Source organism: Achromobacter sp. UMC46 (assembly GCF_014170335.1).
Taxonomy (GTDB): Bacteria; Pseudomonadota; Gammaproteobacteria; order Burkholderiales; family Burkholderiaceae_B; genus Achromobacter.
In genome coordinates, this window is record NZ_LZZS01000015.1 from 18,280 (window position 1) to 40,152 (window position 21,873).

Consider the following 21,873-nt stretch of genomic DNA (forward strand, 5'->3'; position numbering starts at 1 on the left):
AAGACTCCTGCGGGTCGGGTCAGGGACTACGGATCAAGAACGACGGCTCAAGGCAGCAAGCGGCCGGGGTTGAAGAGATTGGCGGGATCGAAGGTGGACTTCAGCGCGCGCATCATCGCCAGTTCGACGGGCGACTTGTAGTGCGCCATTTCTGCCAGCGACGTGCGGCCCACGCCGTGCTCGGCACTGAACGTGCCGCCCAGTGCGTCGGCCACGTCGTTGACGGCGCGGCGGATATCGGCGGCCATTGCGTCGCGCCCGGGCAGCGCGTTCCAGGCGTCGAACGTGAAGAAGGGGATGAAGTGCACGTTGCCGTCGCCCAGATGGGCCACGATCAGGACGGGCAGGCCGGGCACCAGGCGGCGCACGGCGGCGGTGGCCGCTTCGATGAAGTGCGGCACGCTTGCGACCGGCACGGCGCTGTCGGTGGTCAAGCCCACGCCGGCCTTCTTGTTGCCTTCCGACACGCTGTGGCGCACTTCCCAGAGCGCCGCGCGCTGCGTGTCGTTGCTGGCGATGACGGCGTCGTGCAGCAGGCCAAGTTCGGACGCTTGCTCCAGGATCTGCTGCAGCAGGTCTTGCAGCTCGGGGCCGCTGCCGGTGTCGGACAGTTCGACCAGCACGTGCCACGGGTGCGCGCCGGCCAGCGGGTTCTTGCGGCCAGGCACATGCGCCATCACGGTGTCCAGCTGGTTGCTGTCGATCATCTCGAACGCCGACAGGCGCGACCCGCAACTGCGCTGGAACAGACCCAGGATTTCAAGCGCCGCGTGCGGGCTGTCCGGCGCCAGCCAGGCCACGGCGTGGGCGGTGGGCAGCGGGTGCAGCTTCAAGACGGCGGCGGTGACGATGCCCATCGTGCCTTCGGCGCCGATGAACAGGTGTTTCAGGTCGAAGCCCGTATTGTTCTTGCGCAGCGCCGTCATGCCGTTCCAGACGGTGCCGTCCGGCAGCACCACTTCCAGGCCCAGGATGTTGTCGCGCGTGTTGCCGTAGCGCAGCACGCCCGTGCCGCCGGCGTTGGTGGCGATGGTGCCGCCGATCTGGCACGAGCCTTCGGCGCCCAGGCTGATGGGGTACAGGCGGCCCGCGTCGGCGGCTGCCTGCTGCACTGCGGCCAGCACGCAGCCGGCCTCGACTTCCATGGAATTGTTGGCGGCATCGACGCGGCGGACCTTGCGCATGCGCGCCAGGTTCACGATGACGGGGGGCTTGCCGGCGGCATCCGGCACGGCGCCGCCGCACAGGCTGGTGTTGCCGCCCTGCGGCAGCACCGGCGTGGCGTGCGCGTTGCACAGGCGGACGATGTCGGCGACCTGCTGCGTGTTGCCCGGCAGGGCGACGCACAGCGCCGGGCCCTTGTACCGGCCGCGCCAGTCTTCGGTATAGCCGGCGGTGTCGGCGTCGGAATGAAGGATGGCGTCCGCGCCCAGGGCCTGGGTCAACGCGTCTAACAGGGTGATGCCGTTGGTCATGTCTGTGGTCCCGAATGGGGCCCGGAGATCAGTGGAAGTCCGAGCGCATTGAGGCACAGCATACGATTACTTAAATCGCTTTTCGATTTGAATAATCGTATTTCAATCGATTCTAGGGTATGTACTAGGGGTAAATCCGTCTGATACCGGGCCTGGTCGGCCGGGGATGGATTGCCCTGAAGCCCGCAGACCCGCATTCTGCCGTGCTTTGCCGCGCAGGGCGCCTTGCGCGTCCATCCCTTGCAATAGGAAATCGGCCCCCTCATGGCAGTTACGGATTGCGGTTTTCAAAATGATCGAAATACAATTGCATTGTGTGACATGCAATTCTATTCGGCTCCTGCAAATCAAGGAAGGGACATGCTTCCCAGCGTGATGGAGTACCGGCGGCAGGCGCAGAAGCGGCTGCCCCGGCTGGCGTTCGATTATCTGGAAGGCGGGGCGGAAGACGGGCTGGCCCTTGCCCGCAACCGGTCGGCGTACGCCGACCTGGAGTTCCGCCCGGAGGTGCTGGTGGACGTGACGGATTGCCGTCTGGATACCACGGTGCTGGGGGCCTCGGCCGCCATCCCCGCCATCGTCGGGCCCACGGGCCTGAACGGGTTGTTCTGGCCGGAAGCCGACGTGCACCTGGCGCGCGCGGCGCATCAGGCGGGTTTGCCCTTCGTGCTGTCCACCGCGTCGACCTCGTTGCTGGAAGACGTGCGCGCCGCCACGCCCGGCGAACTCTGGCTGCAGCTGTATGTGCAGCGCGACCGCCGCATCGCCGAACACCTGATGGACCGTGCCTGGCAGAACGGCTACACCGTCCTGTTCCTGACCGTGGATGTGCCCGTGCACGGCAACCGCGACCACGACAAGCGCAATGGCTTCAAGCTGCCGCTGCGGCCGTCGCGCCGGCTGTTGATGGACCTGGCGGCGCACCCGGGCTGGTGCTGGCGGATGTTGCGCCATGGCGGGCCGCAACTGAAGAACCTGGCCGTCAGCGCCAACGCGCGCGAGAACATCACGGAACAGGCGTCAGTGCTAAGCCGGCAGATGGACCTGGCGCTCAGCTGGGACGACGTGGCCTGGCTGCGCCGGCATTGGCACGGCCGCATCGTGATCAAGGGCATCCAGGGCCTGGCCGACGCGCGGCGCGCGCACGCGCATGGCGTGGACGGCATCGTGCTGTCCAACCATGGCGGGCGGCAGCTGGAAAGCGCGCCATGCCCGCTGGAAGTGCTGCCCGAGGTGGCCGCGGAACTCGGCCAGTCGCTAGAGATCCTGGTGGATGGCGGCGTGCGGCGCGGCAGCGATATCGCCAAGGCGGTGGCGTTGGGTGCGCGTGCGGTGCTGCTGGGCCGCGCGCCCTTATATGGTCTGGCAGGGCGCGGGCCGGCGGGCGCGCACGACGTCCTGGCGATCCTGCGCGACGAACTCGGCAATACCCTCAGGCTGCTGGGCCGCAGCCGCATCGGCGCGCTGGACGCCGCGGCGGTCCGGAAGCGTTGACCCTGCCTTGCCATCCCCTTATCTGGAATCAGATCGACATGCGTGAAAAGATCGTCTTCATCGGCGGCGGCAACATGGCCTCCGCCATCATCGATGGCCTGCTCGGGCAAGGCCGCGAACTGGCCGACTTCCTGGTGATCGAACCCTACGCGCCCACGCGCGACGCCTTGATCGCGCGCGGCCTGAACTGCCGCGATAGCGTCGGCCCCGATATCGCCGATGCTGCGTTGTGCGTGCTGGCCACCAAGCCGCAGGTGCTGCGCGAGGCATGCGGACAGGTCCATCGGCATCTGCAGGCAGCGGCCACCGTGGTCAGCATTGCCGCGGGTGTCGAACTGGCGTCGTTGTCGGACTGGTTGGGCGGCCATGGGCGCATCGTGCGCGCCATGCCCAACACACCGGCCAAAGTGGGCCTGGGCATGACGGGCCTGTACGCCACGGCGGCGTGCGGAGCGGCCGAACGCGCGCAGGTGGACGCCCTGTTCGCCGCGGTGGGCGAACGCATCTGGACGGACAGCGAAGCAATGATCGACGCGGTGACCGCCGTGACAGGCAGCGGGCCGGGCTATGTCTTCCACTTCATGGCGGCCCTGGAGCAGGGCGCGTTGGAACTGGGGTTCCCGGCGGCCGATGCGCGCCGCCTGGCGGTGTCCGCCTTTCGTGGCGCAGCGGGGCTGGCCGCCAGCGAAGACGTGCCGCTGACCGAACTGCAAGACCGCGTCACGTCCAAAGGCGGCACCACCTACGCCGCGCTGTCGCATATGCGTGACGCGGGCGTCGCCGATGCGATCTCGCAAGCCGTGCACAAGGCCGAACAGCGCGCACGCGAACTGTCGGCAGGGTAGGCGGGGTATCGCGGAAACGCCGGCGCGTCTATCGCCTCCGGCCCAGCCACCACAACAACACGGTCGACACCGCGATCGCCGCCACGTTGAATTGCATGGCCGACGCGAACGCCTGGGCGTAGCGCTCGGGCGCGGCGGCATCCGCCTGCGCTTGCAGCACGCCGCCGAACAGCATGCCTGCTGCCGACACCCCCAGCGCGGCGCCCACTTGCTGCAAGGTCGACACCACGCCCGCCGCCATGCCGGCCTGACGGTCCTCGACCAGGCCCAGCACCAGATTCACCAGCGGCGTATTGACGGCGCCTTGCGCCGCGCCCAGCCACACCAGTGCCGGTACCAGCGACCAGGGCGCCAGCGCCGCGCCCGCCGCGCCGACGTGCGCCATCAGCGCGGCCGTGGCGCCGCCGTACAGCAGGGCAGCCAGCGCGATGGCCCGGGTGCCGAAGCGCGCCACCAGCCGCGGCGCGGCCATGGACCCCGCCACGAATCCCACGCTGGCCGGGGCGAAGATCAGCCCGGCGGTCAACGCGTCCAGTCCGAAGCCGGTCTGCACCAGCAGGGCGTAGCACAGGAACATCGCGCTGGCGGTCGAAAACACCAGCATCATCAGCAGGCAGCCGGCGGCAAAGCGCGGCTGCGCCAGCAAGCGCATGTCGACCAGCGGCGCGCCGCCCCGGGCTTGCACGCGGCGCTGCATGCGCACGAACTGCGCCAGCAACAATGCCGACGCGCCGCCGCTGGCGATCGTCCACGCCGGCCACTGCCGCGCCGGCCCTTCGATCAAGGCCAGCAGCAGCAAGGCCAGTCCCGCGCCCACCAGCGCCGCACCGGGCCAGTCCATCGGCGCGCCCGACGCCTCGCGCGATTCGGGGATGTGGCGCGCCAGCCGCCATGCCAGCAGGCCCAGCGGCACATTGATCAGGAAGATCGCGCGCCACGCCAGGCCGAACACGTCGGCATGCACGATCCAGCCGCCCAGCACCTGGCCCGCGATGGCGGCCAGCCCCAGCGTCATGCCCATCAGCCCGAATGCGCGCCGCCGCGCATGGCCGTCGTAGCTGACGCGGATCAGCGCGTATACCTGCGGAAACAGCATCGCAGCCGCCATGCCTTGCAAGATGCGCGCGCCGATCAGCGTGTCGGCCGTGGGCGCCAGCCCGCACAGCGCGGACGCCAGCGCGAAGCCGGCCATGCCCAGCATGAACAAGCGGCGCCGGCCATGGCGGTCGCCCAATCGGCTGCCCGCGATCAGCAGCACGCCGTACGCCAATTCGTAGGCGGCGATGATGAAATTGATTTGCGCAAAGCTGGCCGACAGCGTGGTCTGCATGCTGGGGATGGCCACGTTCACCACGAACAGGTCGAATATCGTGATGAAGCCGCCAGACAACAGCACGGCCAGGCCCAGCGGGCTGAGCGCGGGCGCGGGGTGTGTGGGTCGTGCGGGCTGTGCGCAAGGGTCGCGCAGGGTGGTCGAGGTCATGGAAACGCCATCGGAAACAAGATTGGCGCTATTCTGGGCGGGCTGTCAGCCTTATACAATTTAGCTGCTTATGCTATTACTGCGTGCAATAGCCTGCGCCCGAAAATGCCCCTCTCCCTTGCCCGATGACTGACCATCCCACGCCCCAGCGCCTGGACCGCACGCGTGCGGACCTGTCCGAATTCCTGCGCTTGCGCCGCGAACGCCTCAGCCCCATGGACCTGGGCCTGCCCGCCGGCAGCCGCCGCCGCACGCCCGGCCTGCGCCGCGAAGAGGTCGCCGCGTTGGCCGGCGTCGGGCTGGCCTGGTACACGTGGTTCGAGCAGGGGCGCAACATCAGCGTGTCGGCGACCTTTCTGGAAAACCTGGCGCGCGTGCTGAAGCTGGACGCGGCCGAACGCCGTCATCTGTATCTGCTTGCGCACCAACGCCCGCCGGCGGAACCGGGCCGCACCTGGTGCACCGTGCCGCCGCAAGTGCGCCGCTTGATGGACGACCTGCCCGCGCGGCCCGCCTACATACTGAACCTGCGCTGGGACGTGGTGGTGTGGAACGCCGCCGCCGACCACGTCTTTGATTTCTCGGCCCAGCCGCCCGGCCGGCGCAACCTGTTGTGGATGCTGTTCGTGGTGCCCGCGATGCGTCAGGTGTTCGTCGACTGGCAAGCGCAGGCGCCCGCCATGCTGTCCACGTTCCGGCGCGATTTCGCCAGCGCGTCAGGCGTGCCCGACATCGCCGAACTGGTCGATGAACTGGAAAGCGTGTCGCCCGACTTCAAGGCCTGGTGGCGCGAACACGACGTGCATGGCGCCTGTATGGGTCAGCGCAAGCTGCACGTGGAATCGTTGGGCGATCTGGCCTTCGAGCACGCCACGCTGTCGGTGGACGAAAGCCGCCACTTGCGGCTGGTGGTGTACGCGCCGGCGCCGGACGAACCGCGCGCCGAGGACTTCACGTGCTGGTTGCAGGCGCGCTCGAACGCGGCCAAGGGCTAGGCGAATTGCCCGTTGCGGGCGGCGCGCCGATTCGACAAGGGCGGCCCGGACCGAGCCGCCCCGTTGCCTTGCCGCCCAGGCGCCTTATGGCGTCACGATGTTGAACCAGAATTCAAAGTCGTCCAGCGAGCCGAAGACGTCGTTCAGCTTGGACTGGTCGCCGGTGATCTTGACGTCCCCCTTGGCTAGCGCATCTTTCAGCGTCGTCTGCTTCAACATGATGTCGTTCAGCGTATTGCGGGTCAGCGACACGCTGGCGCTGGGCTCTTTCGCAAGCTTGCCTTCCGTGTGGTTGAGGACGCTGTTCACCATCTCCAGCGTGTACTGCTGCTTGGTGTCGGTGAAGTCCACATTCAGCACCACGTGTTTGCCGTCGGCCTTTTCGCGGTTCAAGCGGACCGCGAAATAGTCGAAGAGCATGTCCAGCGTCATGGCCCGGACGGTGTCGGGGCTGGCGGTGTCAGGCACGGGCAGCTTCTTCACGCCTTCGCGGAGTTCCTTTGCGCCGGTCAGGTAAAAATTGCGCCACGGTCCGCTTTCGGCCTGATAGCCCATCTGTTCCAAGGCGTCGGCTTGCAGGTCGCGCGCCGCTTGATTCTTGGGATCCGCGAAGACCGCGTAATTGACCACCTCGGCCACCCAGCGGTAGTCCCCCTTGGCATAGTATTCCCGCGCCTTCTTCAGCAGGGCGTCCGTGCCGCCCATCATGTCGACGTAGCGCTTTGCGCCTTCCTCAATGGGCAGGGTATGCAGCGTGGCGGGGTTGCCGTTGAACCAACCCAGATAGAGCACATAGGTCGCGCGAACATTATGGTTCAAAGAACCGTAATACCCCCGGTTGGAGAACTTGGTGGCGATCGCCTTCGGCAGCTTGACCTGTTCGGCGATTTCCTCCTTGTTGTAGCCCATATTGGCAAGCCGCAATGTCTCGTCGTTGATGTACCGGTACATGTCGCGCTGCATGCCCAGTTGCTCCTGGACTTCCTTCTTGCCCCACACCGGCCAGTGGTGCATGGCGTACATGACTTCCACGTCATCGCCCCACATGGCCAAGGCTTCGTTCAGGTACTTCGACCACGCAAGCGGATCCCGGATCTTTGCGCCGCGCAACGAATAGGTGTTGTGCAAGGTGTGGGTGGAGTCTTCCGCAGTATTCAGCGCCTTCTTTTCCTTGATGTAATACAGCATCTCGGCGGGGGCTTCGCTGCCCGGGGCGTACAGGAACTGGTACGTCAACCCGTCGATGGTGCGTGTTTCACCCGTCTTTTCAATGATGTCGGTGGGTGGGATCAGTGTCACGGTGCCGGCGGACGTGGTGGTGCCCAGGCCCGCGCCGACTTGGCCGGTGGGGCTGGGCGGCAACAGGTTGCCGTACATATAGCTGGCGCGCCGGCTCATTGCGGTACCTGCCATGACATTTTCCGCCACGGCGTGTTCAAGAAAGCCCAGCGGGGCGTAGATCTTGACCTTGCCAGCCTTGACGTCGGCTTCGTCCACCACGCCGCGCACCCCGCCGTAGTGGTCCACATGACTGTGCGTATAGATGACCGCGACCACGGGCTTCTTCGGCCGGTGCTGATAATAAAGATCCAGCGCCGCCTTGGCCGTCTCGGTGGAAATGAGCGGGTCCATGATCGTCAGGCCTTCCTTGCCTTCGACAATCGTCATGTTGGACAGGTCCAGGTTGCGCACCTGATAGATCCCGTCCGTGACCTGGAACAGGCCGGAGATATTCAAAAGCTGCGATTGGCGCCACAAGCTGGGGTTGACCGTGTCCGGCGCGTCAGAGCCTTCTTTGACGAAATCGTACTTGGTCGGGTCCCACACCAGGTTGCCTTCGGCACCCTTGATCATTGCGGTGGGAAGCGGGGCGATGAATCCTTTGTGAGCCAGTTCGAATGAGGTCTTGTCCGAAAAAGGCAGCGCTTTCAATAGTGCGGCATTAGCCTGTTTAGTGGCGTCTTCGGCCGGCTTGGGCGTCTGTTGCGACCAGGCGGAGGTCGCCGTCACAAGCAATAGCGAAGCCAATGCGGCCGACGTCAGGCGGGCGCCCTTTAATGGCTTGCCAAGGCGATTGTGAGTGGATGAGGGGGCGTTCGCACCGCGAGTGAGCTTCATGATGACGATTTCTCCACACTTTCAAATGGGTGAGCCGCGTGAAGAACACGGCTCAATCGGGCAAAAGTCACGCAAATACGGGGGAGGCAATCCGCTTCGGCATGAAGCCGCGTGTGGTTCACTCGCAGCGTCAACGCATTGAAGGCCGCGCTGGATACGACTTCCCGGACAGCCGGCGGATATTCTTAGCCTACACAAAAAAGACGCCTCCGAATATTATTTTTTGAAAGTGGCCCGTAATCGCATTCTGAATGCCGTCTTGCAAAACGCACGGTGCGCATGCGATATTCACGCGAAGCCCGGGCTGGCTTCTTGGCCGATTCAGTTGCCCTCGCAAGTACGTGGCGATGCGGTGGTCAATGACGTGTTCGATGTATCGATGGCGCAAACGGTATCTACCGGGAGTCAAGATGGATCAGCATCAAGGGGCGGCTAACGCAGTCAATCAGTTTTCGCTTGTACGTGATGATTTCTTCTATCGCGTCCAGCGCAAAGTCGGATTGATTCCGGCTGGCGGCGGGGGCTTCATGCGGCGTGCTATCGCCTATGCGTTGATCGCCTGGCTGCCTTTGGTGATCGCCGCGTGGATGGCGGGTACGGCCATCGAATCGCTGGAAGACAACGAGCCCTTGCTCGGCCACATCGGCATCCACGTGCGCTGCCTTGTCGCCATCCCGTTGCTGGTGCTGGCCGAAGGGATCGCGCAGAAACTCATTCCCTTGGGTTTGCGCGAGTTTCGGCGTTCGGGACTGGTCGATGACGACTTGTCCGCCAGATTCGATCAAGTCCTGATCGGCGTGTCGGCGTTACGCAATCGGATTGCCCCCTGGATCGTCATTACCGTGTTTGTCGTGACGTGGATCGCCGTCCTGTTCTTCTCGCCGAATCTGGACGAGCTGCGGTGGGCGGATTCGGGCAGCCAAAGCCTAAGCTTCGGCGTCTGGTGGTTATTGCTGGTGACGCGGCCCATTTTCTCGATCCTGTTGCTTGCCTGGGTATGGCGGCTGATATTGCTTGGGCTGTTGCTGATGAGGATCGCGGCGTTGCCCTTGAAGCTTGTTCCCAGCCACCCCGACCGGTTGGGCGGCCTGGGTTTTCTCACGCGGTTGCCGGTCGTCTATGGCCCCTTCCTGTTTTCCGTTTCGGCTGTTGTCGCGGGTGTCTGGGCGCACGAAGTCCTTTATCACGGGGTGACGGTGCCCTCGCTCTACGGCCAGATCGCCGCGCTGCTGGTGGTGCTGACGATCATTGGATTGGCGCCGCTGCTGGTGTTCACGCCATTGCTGCTGCGTGTAAAGCGACAAGCGCTGCTTGATTATGGCGCGTTCGTGTCCCAGCACGGGAGGGCGGTCGACGAGAAATGGATACAGGGCAAGGACGTGCCTGACCGTCCCATGCTGGATGCGCCCGAGCTGGGGCCGGTGGCGGATGTCCAGGCCATCTATCAGGCGGTCGCGTCGATGCGGGGCGCCATCGTCAATAAATCCGTGCTGCTGAAGATACTGGCGCCGGCCGCGTTGCCCATGCTGCTCTTGATCGCGATGCAGTGGCCGTTAAAGAGCACGCTGTCCAAGTTGCTGTTCACGTTGCTCTAGCGTCCTGAATGACGGCGCGGGCCCATCATGCGGCCACGCCGCCCCTGCCATCCGCTCCGCTGTCCCGTCGCAACGCCTTGCTGCTGTTGGGCGTTGTGGTGCTGGCCCACACCATGCCGCTCTGGGTCATTCCTGGCGCATGGCTGTTCCTGCGTGAACCCATCGGCCGTGCGCGTCAGATGGGCTTGCTGGGGGTGCCGGTCTTCGGGTTGCTGTGTTTGGCGGTGATCTTGGACGAGCCGCTGGGCGTCTTGCTGTTGGTGGGCATGGCGCTGATCGTAGGGGGCATCGCCGCAGGGGTATTCGAACGCCGCGCTTGACGTCTGGATTTTTGCGGGTGTATCGTAAGATATATATCTAAAGATACATCGTAAGAGCTAAATCATGCGCCATTCCCATTTTCACCACGGCCACCAGGGCCATCACGACCACCCGCATCATTCACATCACTCGCATCCCCCCCGCCATGCGGCCGCGGGCGACGACTGGTTTGCGGGGCCGCCGGGCGGACGGGGCGATGCCGATGGCTTCGGGGGCGACGGACGCGGTTTCACGCGCGGCCGCCGCGTGTCCGCCGACGATCTTCAACTGATGCTGCTGGGCCTGCTGGAGCAAAGCCCCAGCCACGGCTACGAACTCATCAAGGCGCTGGGCACGCTCAGCAACGGTTTCTATACGCCCAGCCCGGGCATGGTCTACCCCGCGTTGACCTATCTGGAAGAGCTGGGCTACGCCACCGTGGAACAGGACGGCGCGAAGAAGCGCTACCACCTGGCGGAGCCGGGCAAGGCCTATCTGGAGGCCAACCGCAGCCGCCTGACCATGATGTTCAACCGCTTCAAGCACATCGCCCGCAAGATGGACTGGATGCGCCAGGCCTGGAGCGGCGAGCCCCGCAACCTGGGCCCGGAAGGCGAAGACGTGCGCACCGGGTGGCTGCCGGAGCTGGTGGAAGCCCGCCAGGCGATCCGGCACGCGCTGCTGGAGCGCACCGATGCGTCGCCCGCCGAACAACGGCGCATCGCCGCCATCCTGACGCGCGCCACCGACGAGATCAACGGCAAGCCCTGTGCTTGACCCGTCCCCCCGAAATCTGGAGTTTTGATGACCCGTAGCGACCTCAACGTGGAGCGCGTGCGCCACAACCTGAAGATGCGCGTGCTGACTGTCACGCGCATCGAGCGCGTCGCGGACCTGCTGGCCCGCATCACCTTCACCGGCGACGATCTGCAGGACTTCGTGTCCGCCTCGTTCGACGACCACGTGAAGCTCTTCTTCCCCGCCGACCCGTCCCAGGCGCCGGTCCTCCCGACCGCCGGACCCGATGGCGTCAAGTTTCCCGACGGCACGCCCAAGCCGGCCGCGCGCGACTACACGCCCCGCCTGTTCGACGCCGTCCGCCGCGAATTGGTCATTGAATTCGTGCTGCACGGCGATGGCCCCGCGTCCACCTGGGCCGAGCAGGCCAAGCCCGGCCAGACGCTGGGCATCGGCGGTCCGCGCGGTTCCTTCGTGGTGCCCAAGGCCTTCGACTGGCACGTGCTGATCGGCGACGAAACCGCGCTGCCCGCCATCGCGCGCCGCTTGGAGGAATTGCCTGCCGCCGCACAGGCGCTGGTACTGATCGAAGTGCCGTCCGCCGCCAACCAGATCCCGTTGCCGTCGGCCGCGAAGACGTCGGTGCGCTGGCTGCACCGCGACGGCACCGCGCCGGGCTACAGCACGTTGCTGCTGGAAGCAGCGCGAGAACTGGCGTTGCCGTCGGGCGAAGGCTATGTGTGGGTGGCGGCCGAATCTGCCGCGGCCAAGGCGGTGCGCGAAATCATGGTGTCGCAGCATGGCATCGACAAGGGCCGCATCCGCGCCGCCAGCTATTGGAAGCGCGGTGCCGTGGCCGTGCACGAGTCGCACGAAGATTAAGCGCCGCGGCGCGCCAGACTCAGCAGGTTCTCTACTTTGCCGCCGGGCCTGTCCTGGCGGACGGCCAGGCCCAGCACCGCGCGCGGCCAGTCCAAGGCGAAGGGGCGGTAGACCACGCCGTCCGGGCGCAGGTGGCGCAATGACGCGGGCACCACCGCCACGCCCATGCCCGCCGCCACCAGGTTCACCGCCGACGACAACTGTGGCGCGCGCTGGCCGATCAACGGATTCAGACCGTGCTGCCGGCACGCCGCCATGATGTCGGCGCTGAGGCCATACCCCGACTTGCGGGAATACAGGATGAAGCGTTCCTGCGTCAGGTCCCCGGGCGCCAGGCGTTTCTTGCGCGCCAGCGCGTGGCCCAGCGGCAAGGCCACCACCAGGGGTTCCTCGGCCAACTGTGTGAACGTCAGGCCGCCATCCAGCGCGAACGGCGGCCGCACGAAGGCGGCGTCGATGGCGCCTTCGCGCAACTGCGCCACCAGCGTTTCGCTATCGCCTTGCGACAGCGTCATTTCCACATCGGGGTACTGCTGCCGGTACTGGCGGATCAACTCCGTCACCACACCGTTGAACGACGCGGATTCGGTGAAGCCCAATGTCAGTTCTCCCACCTCGCCGCGCGCGGCGCGCTGCGCCGTCTGCACGGCGGTTTGCGCGCGCAGCAGGATGTCTTGCGCGCAGACGAGAAAGGCGCGGCCGGCGTCGTTCAGCACGACGCCGCGGCCGGTCCGGTCGAACAGCGGGGTGCCGACTTCCTGCTCCAGCTGGCGGATCTGCTGACTGAGCGGGGGCTGCGCCATGCCCAGCAGCTCCGCCGCACGCGTGAAGTGCTGGGCCTCGGCCGTCACGACGAAGTAGCGCAAATGACGCAGTTCCATATCGATACCTAAAAGATACTGATTATCAATTTTCCATATATTGGACATTCTATTGCAGCGGACCGATGATGGATGCATCGACTTATCGCCATCAAGGAAAGCGCATGGACACCCCCGTCAAACCCAGCACCCTGTTGCGCCAGCATCTGGCGCAAGACATCGTCGTGGCGCCCGGCGCCTATGACGGCATGTCGGCCCGGCTCGTCGCCGCAGCAGGATTCAATGCGGTCTACGCCAGCGGCGGCGCCATTGCGCGTGCGGCGGGCTATCCGGATATCGGGCTGCTGAGCTTTACCGAAGTGATGGACCGCGTGGAGAAGATCGTCGACGCCAGCGGACTGCCGGTGGTGGCGGACGCGGATACGGGCTTCGGCGGATCGGCCAACGTCGAGCGCACCGTGCGCATCATGGAGCGCGCGGGCGTGGCCGCCTTCCACATCGAAGACCAGTCCTTCCCCAAGCGGTGCGGCCATCTGGACGACAAGAGCCTGGTGGACGTCGAAGAAATGTGCCGCAAAGTGCACATCGCGCGCCAGACGCTGTCGGATGCCGACGCGCTGGTCATCGCGCGCACGGACGCGATCGCGGTAGAAGGCTTCGATGCCGCGATCGCGCGCGCCGAACGCTATGTGAAGGCGGGCGCCGACATGGTGTTCGTGGAAGCGCCCGAAACGCTGGAGCAGATCCGCGCCATCGCCGAACGCCTGCCGGGCCTGAAGCTCATCAACATGTTCTACGGCGGCAAGACGCCGCTGGTGCCGCTACCCGACCTGGCGGCGATGGGCTATCGCCTGGCCATCATCCCGTCGGACTTGCAACGCGCCGCCATCCACGCCATGCAGGCCACGCTGGCCGCCATCCGGCAGACGGGCGACAGCAGCGCGCTGGCGGATCGCCTGACAAGCTTCAAGGAACGCGAAGCCATCGTGCAGACGCAGCGCTATCTGGCGCTGGACGCGCAATAGGCCGTCCAGCGCCAAGAACCTCCTAGCGGCGGCAGCGCGCCGGCAAGGACAGCGGCCACAGACGCTGGCCGGCGCTGCCGTACAGGGTGCGTATGCCGCACACCATTTCGACACGGGCCAGCGCGTTGCCGGCCGTATCGATGATCTTCGAAAGATCCATCGTGGACACGACTGCGCGCTGCGCGGCGAACGGCGTGGCCGCGCTGTAGGCGGTCGGGATGACGAACTTGCCCTGGCTGTCCACATAGCCGAAGTCGAGGTCGGTGCGGGCGGGCGCCAAACCGTCGCGCATCGCGCCTAGCGCATCGAACGCCGGCCCGCTCAACGCGCCGTTGGCGTCGACCGCGCGTACCGCGCTCGTGGACAGCTGCGTGACCGCGCGGCCTTCCGAGAACGCCGACGCCGTGCCTTCCACCTTCATCCGGGGTTTGCCGTCCAGTCCCGCGTAATCGGTCATGGCCTTGCCGTTCGCCACGTAGTGCCGCAGCAGCAAGGCGGAGCCCTGCGGCCAGCGCCAGTCGCCGCCAGGCAGGGTGGCGACGGTCTTGCCCGTGGCGTCGATCAGCCGGGTACCTGCGTCGTCCGCGGACAGCGCGCGCGCAGGCGTGCCCTGGAAGACTGAACCCACCGCCGCCATGGGCCCGATCTGCCATGCGCCCTGGGCGTTCAGATAGCCGTAGCGCACGGCGCGGCGGATCTCCAGCCAATCGCCGACGCGGGAATAAGTGGCGTCTTGCAGGTCCAGCGCGTCGGAGCCGTCGGCCGAAACGATCCAGCGATGGTGTTCGCCGTCGGCCGCGATGGATCCCCCTTCCGGAGCGGATATCTGCAGGTGGGGCTGGAACGATGTCAGCGCGCGGCCCTGGTCGTTGAACACGGCGGCGGCGCGTTCGTAGTCTTCCTCTTGCCCGCCGGCCTGCCACACCTTCCACAGCCTGTCGTTGATGCGGGCGATGCCGTGATATTTCGCGGGCACGACCCAGCGCCCCTGCAGATCGATCACGCCCACGCGGTCCGTGCCCATCGAGGCCACGGCCTGGCCGTTCTGGAAGTGGCCGATCTGGTGGAAGGCGGGGGCGGCCAGCTCCTTGCCGGCTACAAAGTCGTACAGGCCCCATCGGGCGTCTTCGCTGGCGCTCATCAGGAAGCGGACCACGCCGGGCGCGACGATGTCTGTCTGGAAGGCGTCCGGCAGGTCGTAGGTCTTGCCGTCGCGGTCGATCATGCGGCTGATGCCGATCGCGTAGGTCAGCGCATAGCCGTGGCGGAAGTTGCCGATATGTTGCTGCGGTGGCAAAGCTAGCGGCTGGCCCCGGGCGTCCAGCAACTGCAGGCCGCGGGGGGTGTCAGCGGCGTAGCGCAGCTGTTCCGGCTTCAGCGCGCCGGGGCCTTCTTCGTATTCCGGGTCGCCGCCGCGGCGGTCGTCGGAACCGTCCAGCGCGATCAGGTCCGTCCACGACGGATCGGTCACCATGCCGCCGTCGGCCAGCAACAGGCCGGCGCCCGTCGTGCCGCACTGGCAATGGCCCTGGCCCAATATGCCGAGCGGACCGCCCGGCAGGTTCACCGGCAGCGCCTTCAGTTCCATGCTTTGCGTCGCTTCCACCGCCTCGGGCTTGAGCAGCACGCGGCCGTCGGCGTCCAGCACGTTCAGCAATCCGCCTTCCTGCTTCCGGATCCACAGCCTGCCCTGGCGCACCTCCATCGGGCCGGCCTCGCGCAGCCAGTCCGGCGCGGTGCCGCCGCTGAGCCAGACGCCCTTGGGCGTCAGTACCCCGGCGGGCGCGCCTGTCTGATCGGCGAACACCACGAAGCCTTCTTCGTCACGGCTGGGCGACAGCGCGCCGCCCAGTGTTACCGGCGCAGGCTGCCCCGGCACCAGGGCCATGAGCGTCTCGCCGACGGGGTAGACGATGGTGTCCTGGAAGCGCTGGGACGCCTGGGCCTCGTCCGGCTTCATGGTCGTGACGACCTTGCCCGCCGCATCCAGCACGGCATAGCCCTTGCGGCCGCCAAGCTCGGCGCTCCAGAACGCGCGGCCCACCGGCTGCAGGCTGTTGTAGTGCTGGTCCGCGCCGGTCACCTTGCCGTCCGTGCCGATCAACACGGCGCCCTCGCGGCCGAAAGCCACCGCGGGCCGGCCGTCGCGCTGCGTCAGGATGTCTTCGTAGGTCGGTTCGACCACCCAGTTCCAATCGCCGTCCACCAAACCGTAGCGGTGTTCGTCGTTGATGGCGATATACAGGCCCTGGCCATAGGCCTGCGTGACGGTGATGCCGGGCTTGGCGAAGCGGCGTTCGCCGTTGATGCCGCGATACTCCGGTTTGTACTCCGCGGCGGCCCGCGCCGGCACGCCATCGGCCAGGTACAGGTTCAGGATGGCGGCGTCCAGCGGTTCGCCCACCGGCTTGCCCTGGCGGTCGATCAGTTGCTGGCGCCCGTCCAGCGTGGCCACGGCCAGGCCGATTTCGGCGTAGTCCTGCACGCTGTCATAGCGCGGCGGCACCGCCATCCGGCCCCGCGTGTCGATGAAGCCCCATTTGCCTTGCCATTGCACGGCGGCCAGGCCATGGCGGAAATCGCGTACGTCTTCGAACTGCGGGCGGATCGCCAGCCGGCCGTTCTGGTCCAGGAAACCCCAGGCATGGCGGCGCAGCGACTGGTCCATCGGTACGCGGTTAATGTTCTCCAGGGCCGAGGGCAGCAGCACCGCGGCGCGTCCGTCCGACAGTGCACGGATGCAGCCGTTGGTGAAGGGGCTGTTGTTGACGACGTCGTCAGCGTAGGTGTCGGCGCGGTAGCTGCCTTCTTCCAGGCAATACTGGTGGCCGGTCTGCGCATGCGCGGACAGGGATGCGCCCAGCGCGGCGAGGGCGCAGGCGAGACGGGTGGTGCGGATCACGCGTGACGTCATGGTTATTCTGCTTTGGCGTTGTCGAGGACGGGGGGCGGCGGCACCGTGGCTTCGGGGCAGGTCAGCGCCTCGTTCGGCCACGTCAGGTTTTCCTCTGCGTCGAAGATCACCACCTTGTCGCACAGCACGCCGAACAGCGTGGCCATCTTGCCGCGGGTGTCGATGAATTCGACCAGCCCATCGCGACGGGCCATCGCGCGCCCGTCATGGAAATCGTCGGCCCACGTGAATGCCGGGGGAATCGCATAGCGTCCGCTCAGATCGATGAAGCCATACAACTTGCCGGTGCGCTCCATGCGCCGTGCGCGGGCCAGGCCGTTCTTCATCGGGCCCAGTTCGCTGAAGTGCGCGCCGACCACGCGCTTGCCGTCCGCATTCACGAAACCCGAGCGGCCGCTGTCTTCGCTGTAGGGCACCACGCCTTCGCTGGCGCGGCTGTATTCAACGGAATAGCGTCCCGCGAAACGCGCGATTTCGCGGCCTTGCAGGTCGGTCATGATGGCGCTGGATTCCTTATCGTCGGTGAACAGCAGGCGCCGCATCGACGCCAGCGGGAAACCGTCACCGCGCTTTTCCAGCACCGTCTTGCCGTTCTGGTCGATCACGCGGTAGCCCGTTCCCAGATTGACGCGCGCCAGGCCTTCCGGCTGCACGAAGAACGGGTTGAACTCGCCGTACAGCGCGGGAACCGCGAAATTGCCGCGCGCATCGATCGCGCCTTCGCGTTCGTCGTGGCGCATGATGACCCAATCGCCATACTGGTCCCGGCTTTCCGGCTTGCCCTCCGACAGGCGGGTGGCATGGCCCTCGGCGTCGAACAGCACGGCGCTGCCGTCGGCCAGTTCGCCGACGTAGCGCCCGTCCTTGATCTTGGAGGGCTTGCCGTAGATCGTGTCGCTGGCCTTGCCGGTGCGCAGGTTGACCAGGCGGTACGGGCTTTGCGCGTAGCGGTTGGCGTTGTCCTTGGCCGCGGGGTCGTCCACCAGCGTGAAGCCGTTGCCCAGGTACTCCATCTTGTAGGCGCTATCGTGCGTAGGGCGCACGACCCACTTGCCCTCGCGGTTGACGATGCCCCAACGGTCCTTGTCCTGGACGCGTGCCCAGTCGTCTTCGAACTCCTCGATGTGCTCGTAGAGGGGCTTCAGCGCCGGCGCGGCCAGGCGGATGTTCCAGATGCCCCAGCGGCGCACGCGGTTCTCGCCCGGCGCGCGGTAGAGCAGCAAGTCGCCGTCCAGGTGCGCGGCGTCGGCCGCGACGTCGGCGGGGATCGGCACCGTCTTGCCGCGCGCGTCGATCATCAGCGCGTCGTCGCGGGACATGCCCGGCGTGCGGGCCCAGGTGTAGGCGCCGCTGAACTTGCGGATGCCGCTGAATTTGGGCGGTACCGCCCAGGCGCCCTTGCCGTCGACGGCGCCGAACTTGCCGCCGGTAGTGCGCACGATTAGCGGCATCGTCGCGTCATAGGCGTCGATGGCCTCCCATTCCGGATTCGAGACCACGTTGCCTTGCGCGGTCAGGATCGACGGCGGCTGTTGATAGTCGTCGGATCGCAGCAATGCCAACGGCATGCCCGCTCCAGCCCGCCCGCGCGCAGCCGCGCTGCCGGGCGAGAACGCGGTGATCTGGTAAGCGCGCAATTGCGCGGCGGTGTCGGCATCCAGCATCGGCTTGCCGTCCGGGGCGTAGATCTGGACCAGGACTTCGACGCCCGGCGTGGCCATGGACGTCGTCTGACTGCCGTCGTCGACCTGGACGGAAGATAGGGTCGCGTCGGCAGCGGCAGCGACGGCGGTATCAGCATTGGGTTCTGAAGCGTCCTGTGCGCGGTCCGCGGCGGGCACGGGCGTGGCGACGTCCGTGATGACGGTCGCGGCGGCATCGGCAACGGCAGCCGACGAAGCGGCGGCATCGGCGGAGCCTGCCTCGACGGCGATGCCCGCGGCATCCGCAGCTTGGGCCGCCTCGGCTTCGACGGGGGCTCCTTCCTTGGCGGCGTCTTCCAGACCGGTCGCATGGGTGCCGCCGTCCGGCGCGCCCGGCGGCGACGCCTGCACGCCGTAGACCCATGCCCGCCCCTGGTTGATCTCGACTCGGCCATTGCCCAGCGCCAGCTGTTCAAGCGTGCCGGCGGGGCTGATCAGCAGCGTCATCGACACATCCGGCAGGTAGCGCCAGCCATCGCGCTCCTGCAAGTCCGCATAGGAATTCGAGAAGGTGTGCAGGGTCTTGAGCTTGGCGTCCAGCAACGACGGTTTGCCGTTTTCGGGCGTGACCAGCCATAGCCCGGGCGCCACCCGCTGCACGCGTTCGTAGCGCGCCGGCGACAAGGCCGCGCCGCGCACATCCACGAATTCCCATTTTTCGTCGCGGCGCACGGCCAGCACGCCGCCGTCGCGGACCGGCGCCGCCTGCGAACGCAGCAGGTCCGGGGGCAGCGCCCAGCGACCATTGTCATCCAGCAGGCCCCACCAGCCGTTGTAGCGGGATTCTCGCAATTGGGCGGGCAGATAACCGTCTGTCGGGGCGGCCAGCATCATCACGCCCGCAGGCAGGGTAGCGGCCTTGCCCGTGGCGATATTGAACAGGCGCGGCGGCGTGGGCACTTCGATCGACGCCAGCTTCTGCCCCGGCTGGAAACCCCATGTGCGCGTGCCCAGCTCAAAGGTCTTGATGACCTTGCCCTGGCGATCGATCAGCACATCGTGTTCGTCTTCTTCGGCCAGGGCGGTGCCTTCGGCATTGAAGCCCGACGCCGAGCCGAAGCGCGGCTTGATGACCCACTGGCCCTTGGTGTCGATATAGCCCCAGCGGTCGCCCTGGCTGACCGCGGCCAGGCCGTTCTGGAACGGCGAGGCCTCTGTGTAGGCGGGGGCGACGGCCATGCGGCCTTGCTTGTCGATGTAGCCCCAGGTGCCTGCGGCGTCGTCGCGCGATCCGGTCAGCACGGCTGCCAGGCCTTCGCTGTAGGCCTGATGGCAGTACGTGTCGGAGCCCTGGCCGTAGTAGCTGGTGGTGCACCGGTCGATCCAGGAATCGGCGTGCGCCGTGGTGGACACGCCGGGCAGGGCAAGCGCCAAGGCCAGCGTCAGGGGCTTGATCGCGGCCCTCATTGCGCGATGGCGCGGGTCGTGCCCGCGGGGAGGAATGCGCCAAGCCGGACGTGCCACATGTCAGGTGCCTGTCAAAAATATGCGAAGGCAGCACTGTAACCAGCAGTAGCAGTCAATGAAACGACAAATGTAACGATAAAAAAGAAAACGTTAATTCAAACCGGCCGGCTGACCGCTACAGCGGCCGGTGCTGCGTGCCCGCGCCCATGGTGATGTGCAGCATCCGACAGGGCTCGATCACCTTCACCGTGTGCCAGGCGCCCTTGGGGATGACGTAGGCGTCGCCGTCCAGCATCTTGACCGCCTGGGTGCCCGTGGGCCATTCCAGGTGCAGTTCGGCCGCACCCGACATCAGGCGCACGAGCTCGTCCGCTTCGGGGTGCATTTCCCATTGCGGCCAGTCGGCCGCGAAGGCGTATTCCGACACCAGCCAGCCGCGGCCGTAGCGATCCAGTTCATCGGGCGGTTGAGACCAGAACTCGTCCCCGCCATTAACGGTGGAAGCAGTGCCTGCGGCGTCCAGCAAGACGTAATGCGATGACAGATCGGTAGCCATGGTGCGCATCCTTGTGTGGGGGGCGTAATGTCATAGTAACGAAGCGATATCATGTCGCCCATCAACAACCACAACGGGAAAGGCGATGAGCCAGGGGTTCGATGGGGTCAGACCCGCGTCCGAATCGTCCATCGAGATCGGCTTCTTCCATAACGGCAGGCACTGCGTCGAACGCATCCGGGTCAAGCCCACCGCCGCCAACCTGAAGCGCGCCGCCGAGCGCCGGGCGGCCATCCTGGAGGCCATCGCGCGCGGCGATTTCGATTACGACGCCGAATTCCCCAAGCGCGGCGCGCCGCCGAAGCCATCACAAGGTTCCGCATGACAAGCAACACGCATTTGATCGTCAATGACCTGACGCCGCAGGCCTTTTCGGCCTACGGCTGGATGCTGGGCAAGCCCATGCCGGACGGCAACGGCGTGCCGCTGTTCTCCAACCCGGCCACGGATTTCTGGCAAGAGCACGTGTTCAACACGGGCGCGGGCGGAGACGCGGAACTGCTGTGGGTCAACTACCGCAGCCCGTCCCTGGAAATCGCCAGCCTGGAAAAGCACCTGCTGACGCAACAGGCCATCGTGCCGCTGACGGGCCGGATCATCCAGGTCGTCGCCCAAAGCGCCGCCGACGGCAGTCCGGACCTGGCGACGCTGGCCGCCTTCCGCGTGCCGCAAGGGCAGGGAATCTGCATGCGGCCGGGTTGCTGGCATGCGACCCGCGTCGTCATTGGGGAGGTCACCTGCCTGATGTTGACGCGGCGGTCCACCACGGTGGACCTGATCCAGCATCTGACCACCGATGCGCGGGCAACGGAAAGCGCCATCGTGGATATTCCCCTGCAGCGCCTGGAAACCCCGGCCGACATGGCGCAGGAAGTGTCACCCCAATAAGCGGGATGAATCCGGGCGCGGGGGCAGGGCGGCGGTCAGTCCGTCTTGCTGCACGCCACACCCAGGCGCTTGAACAGCGGCCATTTGTTGCGGTAGCCGTCCGTCCAGCACATGGCGGTGAACGCCGCTAGCGGTTCCTCCACCGCCTGCACGCCGATCTGCGCCGCGGCCGCGTCGTCCTTTGGGCAGAAGGGCTGTCCGGGCGTCGGGTACAGCGCGCCTTCCCACACTGCGGTGCCGCAGTGTGCGCAGAAATTCGTCCACTGACCGTTTCGCTCCGGGTTCTGCCGCACGGTGGGGGCCAGGGCGTGCAGGGTACGCATGACCGGCGCGGACAGGATCCCCACCTGCGACAGTAGCGCAGGCCCCTCGATGCGTTGCCATTGCGCAGGGCTGAACAGCCATTGGTGGAACGCGCCGGGATCCAGGCCGGTGCAGTCGCCGTCTTCGTCCAGTTCGAGGTCGCCTTCCGTGCTTTCGTGATCGGGCGGCACCGCCAGCGCGAACACGGGCGTGGATGCGCCGCATTGGGCGCAGCGGTGGGAGGCCCGCAGCACGTAGTACGACGATGCCCGCAGGTTTGCGCCCGAATCGCACTCGTCGTCCGTATTTCTGTTCTGCGTGTCCATGCCTG

At 66.4% G+C, this 21,873-nt stretch carries 18 protein-coding genes; 10 read left to right on the forward strand and 8 right to left on the reverse strand.

Annotated elements, in window-relative coordinates; translation table 11 throughout:
* Window positions 1–47: 47 nt before the first annotated feature.
* On the reverse strand, window positions 48–1,475 hold the full coding sequence (locus A9973_RS14340) for an FAD-binding oxidoreductase (RefSeq protein WP_183014418.1): 1,428 nt from the start codon (window positions 1,473–1,475) through the stop codon (window positions 48–50).
* A 360-nt stretch (window positions 1,476–1,835) separates the two neighbouring features.
* On the opposite strand from A9973_RS14340, the gene A9973_RS14345 reads away from it, so the two are divergent.
* Window positions 1,836–2,969, forward strand: coding sequence for an alpha-hydroxy acid oxidase (locus A9973_RS14345; RefSeq protein WP_183014419.1), 1,134 nt, complete (start codon window positions 1,836–1,838; stop codon window positions 2,967–2,969).
* Between the two features lie 38 nt (window positions 2,970–3,007).
* Window positions 3,008–3,814 carry a pyrroline-5-carboxylate reductase gene (proC, locus tag A9973_RS14350; protein ID WP_183014420.1) on the forward strand — a complete coding sequence of 269 codons (807 nt, stop codon included), beginning with the start codon at window positions 3,008–3,010 and terminating at the stop codon, window positions 3,812–3,814.
* Between the two features lie 28 nt (window positions 3,815–3,842).
* On the opposite strand, the gene A9973_RS14355 is transcribed toward proC, so the two are convergent.
* Window positions 3,843–5,297: an MFS transporter gene (locus tag A9973_RS14355; protein ID WP_183014421.1), complete on the reverse strand. Its 1,455-nt coding sequence runs from the start codon at window positions 5,295–5,297 to the stop codon at window positions 3,843–3,845.
* A 125-nt stretch (window positions 5,298–5,422) separates the two neighbouring features.
* Here A9973_RS14355 and A9973_RS14360 point away from each other — a divergent pair, with 125 nt between their 5' ends.
* Window positions 5,423–6,292 carry a helix-turn-helix transcriptional regulator gene (locus A9973_RS14360; protein ID WP_183014422.1) on the forward strand — a complete coding sequence of 290 codons (870 nt, stop codon included), beginning with the start codon at window positions 5,423–5,425 and terminating at the stop codon, window positions 6,290–6,292.
* 84 nt (window positions 6,293–6,376) lie between these two features.
* Here the strand turns inward: A9973_RS14360 and A9973_RS14365 are convergent, their stop codons facing one another.
* Window positions 6,377–8,410, reverse strand: a complete 2,034-nt coding sequence (locus tag A9973_RS14365) for an alkyl/aryl-sulfatase (RefSeq protein WP_255469158.1) — start codon at window positions 8,408–8,410, stop codon at window positions 6,377–6,379.
* A gap of 410 nt (window positions 8,411–8,820) precedes the next feature.
* On the opposite strand from A9973_RS14365, the gene A9973_RS14370 reads away from it, so the two are divergent.
* The 4 genes from A9973_RS14370 (at window position 8,821) to A9973_RS14385 (ending at window position 11,925) form a co-directional block, all read left to right on the forward strand.
* The gene (locus tag A9973_RS14370) at window positions 8,821–10,005 is read left to right on the forward strand and encodes a hypothetical protein (protein ID WP_183014423.1); all 1,185 of its coding nucleotides are present in this window, start codon (window positions 8,821–8,823) and stop codon (window positions 10,003–10,005) included.
* Between the two features lie 8 nt (window positions 10,006–10,013).
* Window positions 10,014–10,325 (forward strand): hypothetical protein, encoded by a 312-nt coding sequence (locus tag A9973_RS14375; RefSeq protein WP_183014424.1) that lies wholly within the window; start codon window positions 10,014–10,016, stop codon window positions 10,323–10,325.
* A gap of 64 nt (window positions 10,326–10,389) precedes the next feature.
* Entirely contained in the window at window positions 10,390–11,082 is a 693-nt protein-coding gene (locus A9973_RS14380; RefSeq protein ID WP_255469159.1) for a PadR family transcriptional regulator, read from the forward strand.
* A 27-nt stretch (window positions 11,083–11,109) separates the two neighbouring features.
* The gene (locus A9973_RS14385; protein WP_183014425.1) at window positions 11,110–11,925 is read left to right on the forward strand and encodes a siderophore-interacting protein; all 816 of its coding nucleotides are present in this window, start codon (window positions 11,110–11,112) and stop codon (window positions 11,923–11,925) included.
* Here the strand turns inward: A9973_RS14385 and A9973_RS14390 are convergent.
* The gene (locus A9973_RS14390; RefSeq protein WP_183014426.1) at window positions 11,922–12,806 is read right to left on the reverse strand and encodes a LysR family transcriptional regulator; all 885 of its coding nucleotides are present in this window, start codon (window positions 12,804–12,806) and stop codon (window positions 11,922–11,924) included. The genes A9973_RS14385 and A9973_RS14390 overlap by 4 nt on opposite strands.
* A 104-nt stretch (window positions 12,807–12,910) precedes the next feature.
* Between A9973_RS14390 and A9973_RS14395 the strand changes: the two genes are divergently transcribed.
* The gene (locus tag A9973_RS14395; RefSeq protein WP_183014427.1) at window positions 12,911–13,771 is read left to right on the forward strand and encodes an oxaloacetate decarboxylase; all 861 of its coding nucleotides are present in this window, start codon (window positions 12,911–12,913) and stop codon (window positions 13,769–13,771) included.
* 22 nt (window positions 13,772–13,793) lie between these two features.
* Here A9973_RS14395 and A9973_RS14400 read toward each other — a convergent pair whose 3' ends face one another.
* From A9973_RS14400 to A9973_RS14410, 3 genes are all read right to left on the reverse strand, one after another.
* Window positions 13,794–16,685 carry a WG repeat-containing protein gene (locus A9973_RS14400; RefSeq protein WP_183014428.1) on the reverse strand — a complete coding sequence of 964 codons (2,892 nt, stop codon included), beginning with the start codon at window positions 16,683–16,685 and terminating at the stop codon, window positions 13,794–13,796.
* Between the two features lie 2 nt (window positions 16,686–16,687).
* Window positions 16,688–19,795, reverse strand: a complete 3,108-nt coding sequence (locus A9973_RS14405; RefSeq protein WP_183014429.1) for a WG repeat-containing protein — start codon at window positions 19,793–19,795, stop codon at window positions 16,688–16,690.
* A 175-nt stretch (window positions 19,796–19,970) separates the two neighbouring features.
* Entirely contained in the window at window positions 19,971–20,351 is a 381-nt protein-coding gene (locus tag A9973_RS14410; protein ID WP_183014430.1) for a cupin domain-containing protein, read from the reverse strand.
* 85 nt (window positions 20,352–20,436) lie between these two features.
* Here A9973_RS14410 and A9973_RS14415 point away from each other — a divergent pair, with 85 nt between their 5' ends.
* Window positions 20,437–20,676 carry an Arm DNA-binding domain-containing protein gene (locus tag A9973_RS14415; protein WP_183014431.1) on the forward strand — a complete coding sequence of 80 codons (240 nt, stop codon included), beginning with the start codon at window positions 20,437–20,439 and terminating at the stop codon, window positions 20,674–20,676.
* Window positions 20,673–21,239, forward strand: coding sequence for an ureidoglycolate lyase (locus tag A9973_RS14420; protein ID WP_183014432.1), 567 nt, complete (start codon window positions 20,673–20,675; stop codon window positions 21,237–21,239). Before A9973_RS14415 ends, A9973_RS14420 begins: the two co-directional genes overlap by 4 nt.
* A gap of 35 nt (window positions 21,240–21,274) precedes the next feature.
* On the opposite strand, the gene A9973_RS14425 is transcribed toward A9973_RS14420, so the two are convergent.
* Window positions 21,275–21,868, reverse strand: a complete 594-nt coding sequence (locus tag A9973_RS14425) for a hypothetical protein (RefSeq protein WP_183014433.1) — start codon at window positions 21,866–21,868, stop codon at window positions 21,275–21,277.
* Window positions 21,869–21,873 lie beyond the last annotated feature (5 nt).

Bases quoted from the DNA above. Each gene is read 5' to 3' on its own strand.
- A9973_RS14340 (WP_183014418.1), bottom strand. From the start codon at position 1,475: ATGACCAACGGCATCACCCTGTTAGACGCGTTGACCCAGGCCCTGGGC.
- A9973_RS14345 (WP_183014419.1), top strand. From the start codon at position 1,836: ATGCTTCCCAGCGTGATGGAGTACCGGCGGCAGGCGCAGAAGCGGCTG.
- proC (WP_183014420.1), top strand. From the start codon at position 3,008: ATGCGTGAAAAGATCGTCTTCATCGGCGGCGGCAACATGGCCTCCGCC.
- A9973_RS14355 (WP_183014421.1), bottom strand. From the start codon at position 5,297: ATGACCTCGACCACCCTGCGCGACCCTTGCGCACAGCCCGCACGACCC.
- A9973_RS14360 (WP_183014422.1), top strand. From the start codon at position 5,423: ATGACTGACCATCCCACGCCCCAGCGCCTGGACCGCACGCGTGCGGAC.
- A9973_RS14365 (WP_255469158.1), bottom strand. From the start codon at position 8,410: ATGAAGCTCACTCGCGGTGCGAACGCCCCCTCATCCACTCACAATCGC.
- A9973_RS14370 (WP_183014423.1), top strand. From the start codon at position 8,821: ATGGATCAGCATCAAGGGGCGGCTAACGCAGTCAATCAGTTTTCGCTT.
- A9973_RS14375 (WP_183014424.1), top strand. From the start codon at position 10,014: ATGACGGCGCGGGCCCATCATGCGGCCACGCCGCCCCTGCCATCCGCT.
- A9973_RS14380 (WP_255469159.1), top strand. From the start codon at position 10,390: ATGCGCCATTCCCATTTTCACCACGGCCACCAGGGCCATCACGACCAC.
- A9973_RS14385 (WP_183014425.1), top strand. From the start codon at position 11,110: ATGACCCGTAGCGACCTCAACGTGGAGCGCGTGCGCCACAACCTGAAG.
- A9973_RS14390 (WP_183014426.1), bottom strand. From the start codon at position 12,806: ATGGAACTGCGTCATTTGCGCTACTTCGTCGTGACGGCCGAGGCCCAG.
- A9973_RS14395 (WP_183014427.1), top strand. From the start codon at position 12,911: ATGGACACCCCCGTCAAACCCAGCACCCTGTTGCGCCAGCATCTGGCG.
- A9973_RS14400 (WP_183014428.1), bottom strand. From the start codon at position 16,685: ATGACGTCACGCGTGATCCGCACCACCCGTCTCGCCTGCGCCCTCGCC.
- A9973_RS14405 (WP_183014429.1), bottom strand. From the start codon at position 19,795: ATGAGGGCCGCGATCAAGCCCCTGACGCTGGCCTTGGCGCTTGCCCTG.
- A9973_RS14410 (WP_183014430.1), bottom strand. From the start codon at position 20,351: ATGGCTACCGATCTGTCATCGCATTACGTCTTGCTGGACGCCGCAGGC.
- A9973_RS14415 (WP_183014431.1), top strand. From the start codon at position 20,437: ATGAGCCAGGGGTTCGATGGGGTCAGACCCGCGTCCGAATCGTCCATC.
- A9973_RS14420 (WP_183014432.1), top strand. From the start codon at position 20,673: ATGACAAGCAACACGCATTTGATCGTCAATGACCTGACGCCGCAGGCC.
- A9973_RS14425 (WP_183014433.1), bottom strand. From the start codon at position 21,868: ATGGACACGCAGAACAGAAATACGGACGACGAGTGCGATTCGGGCGCA.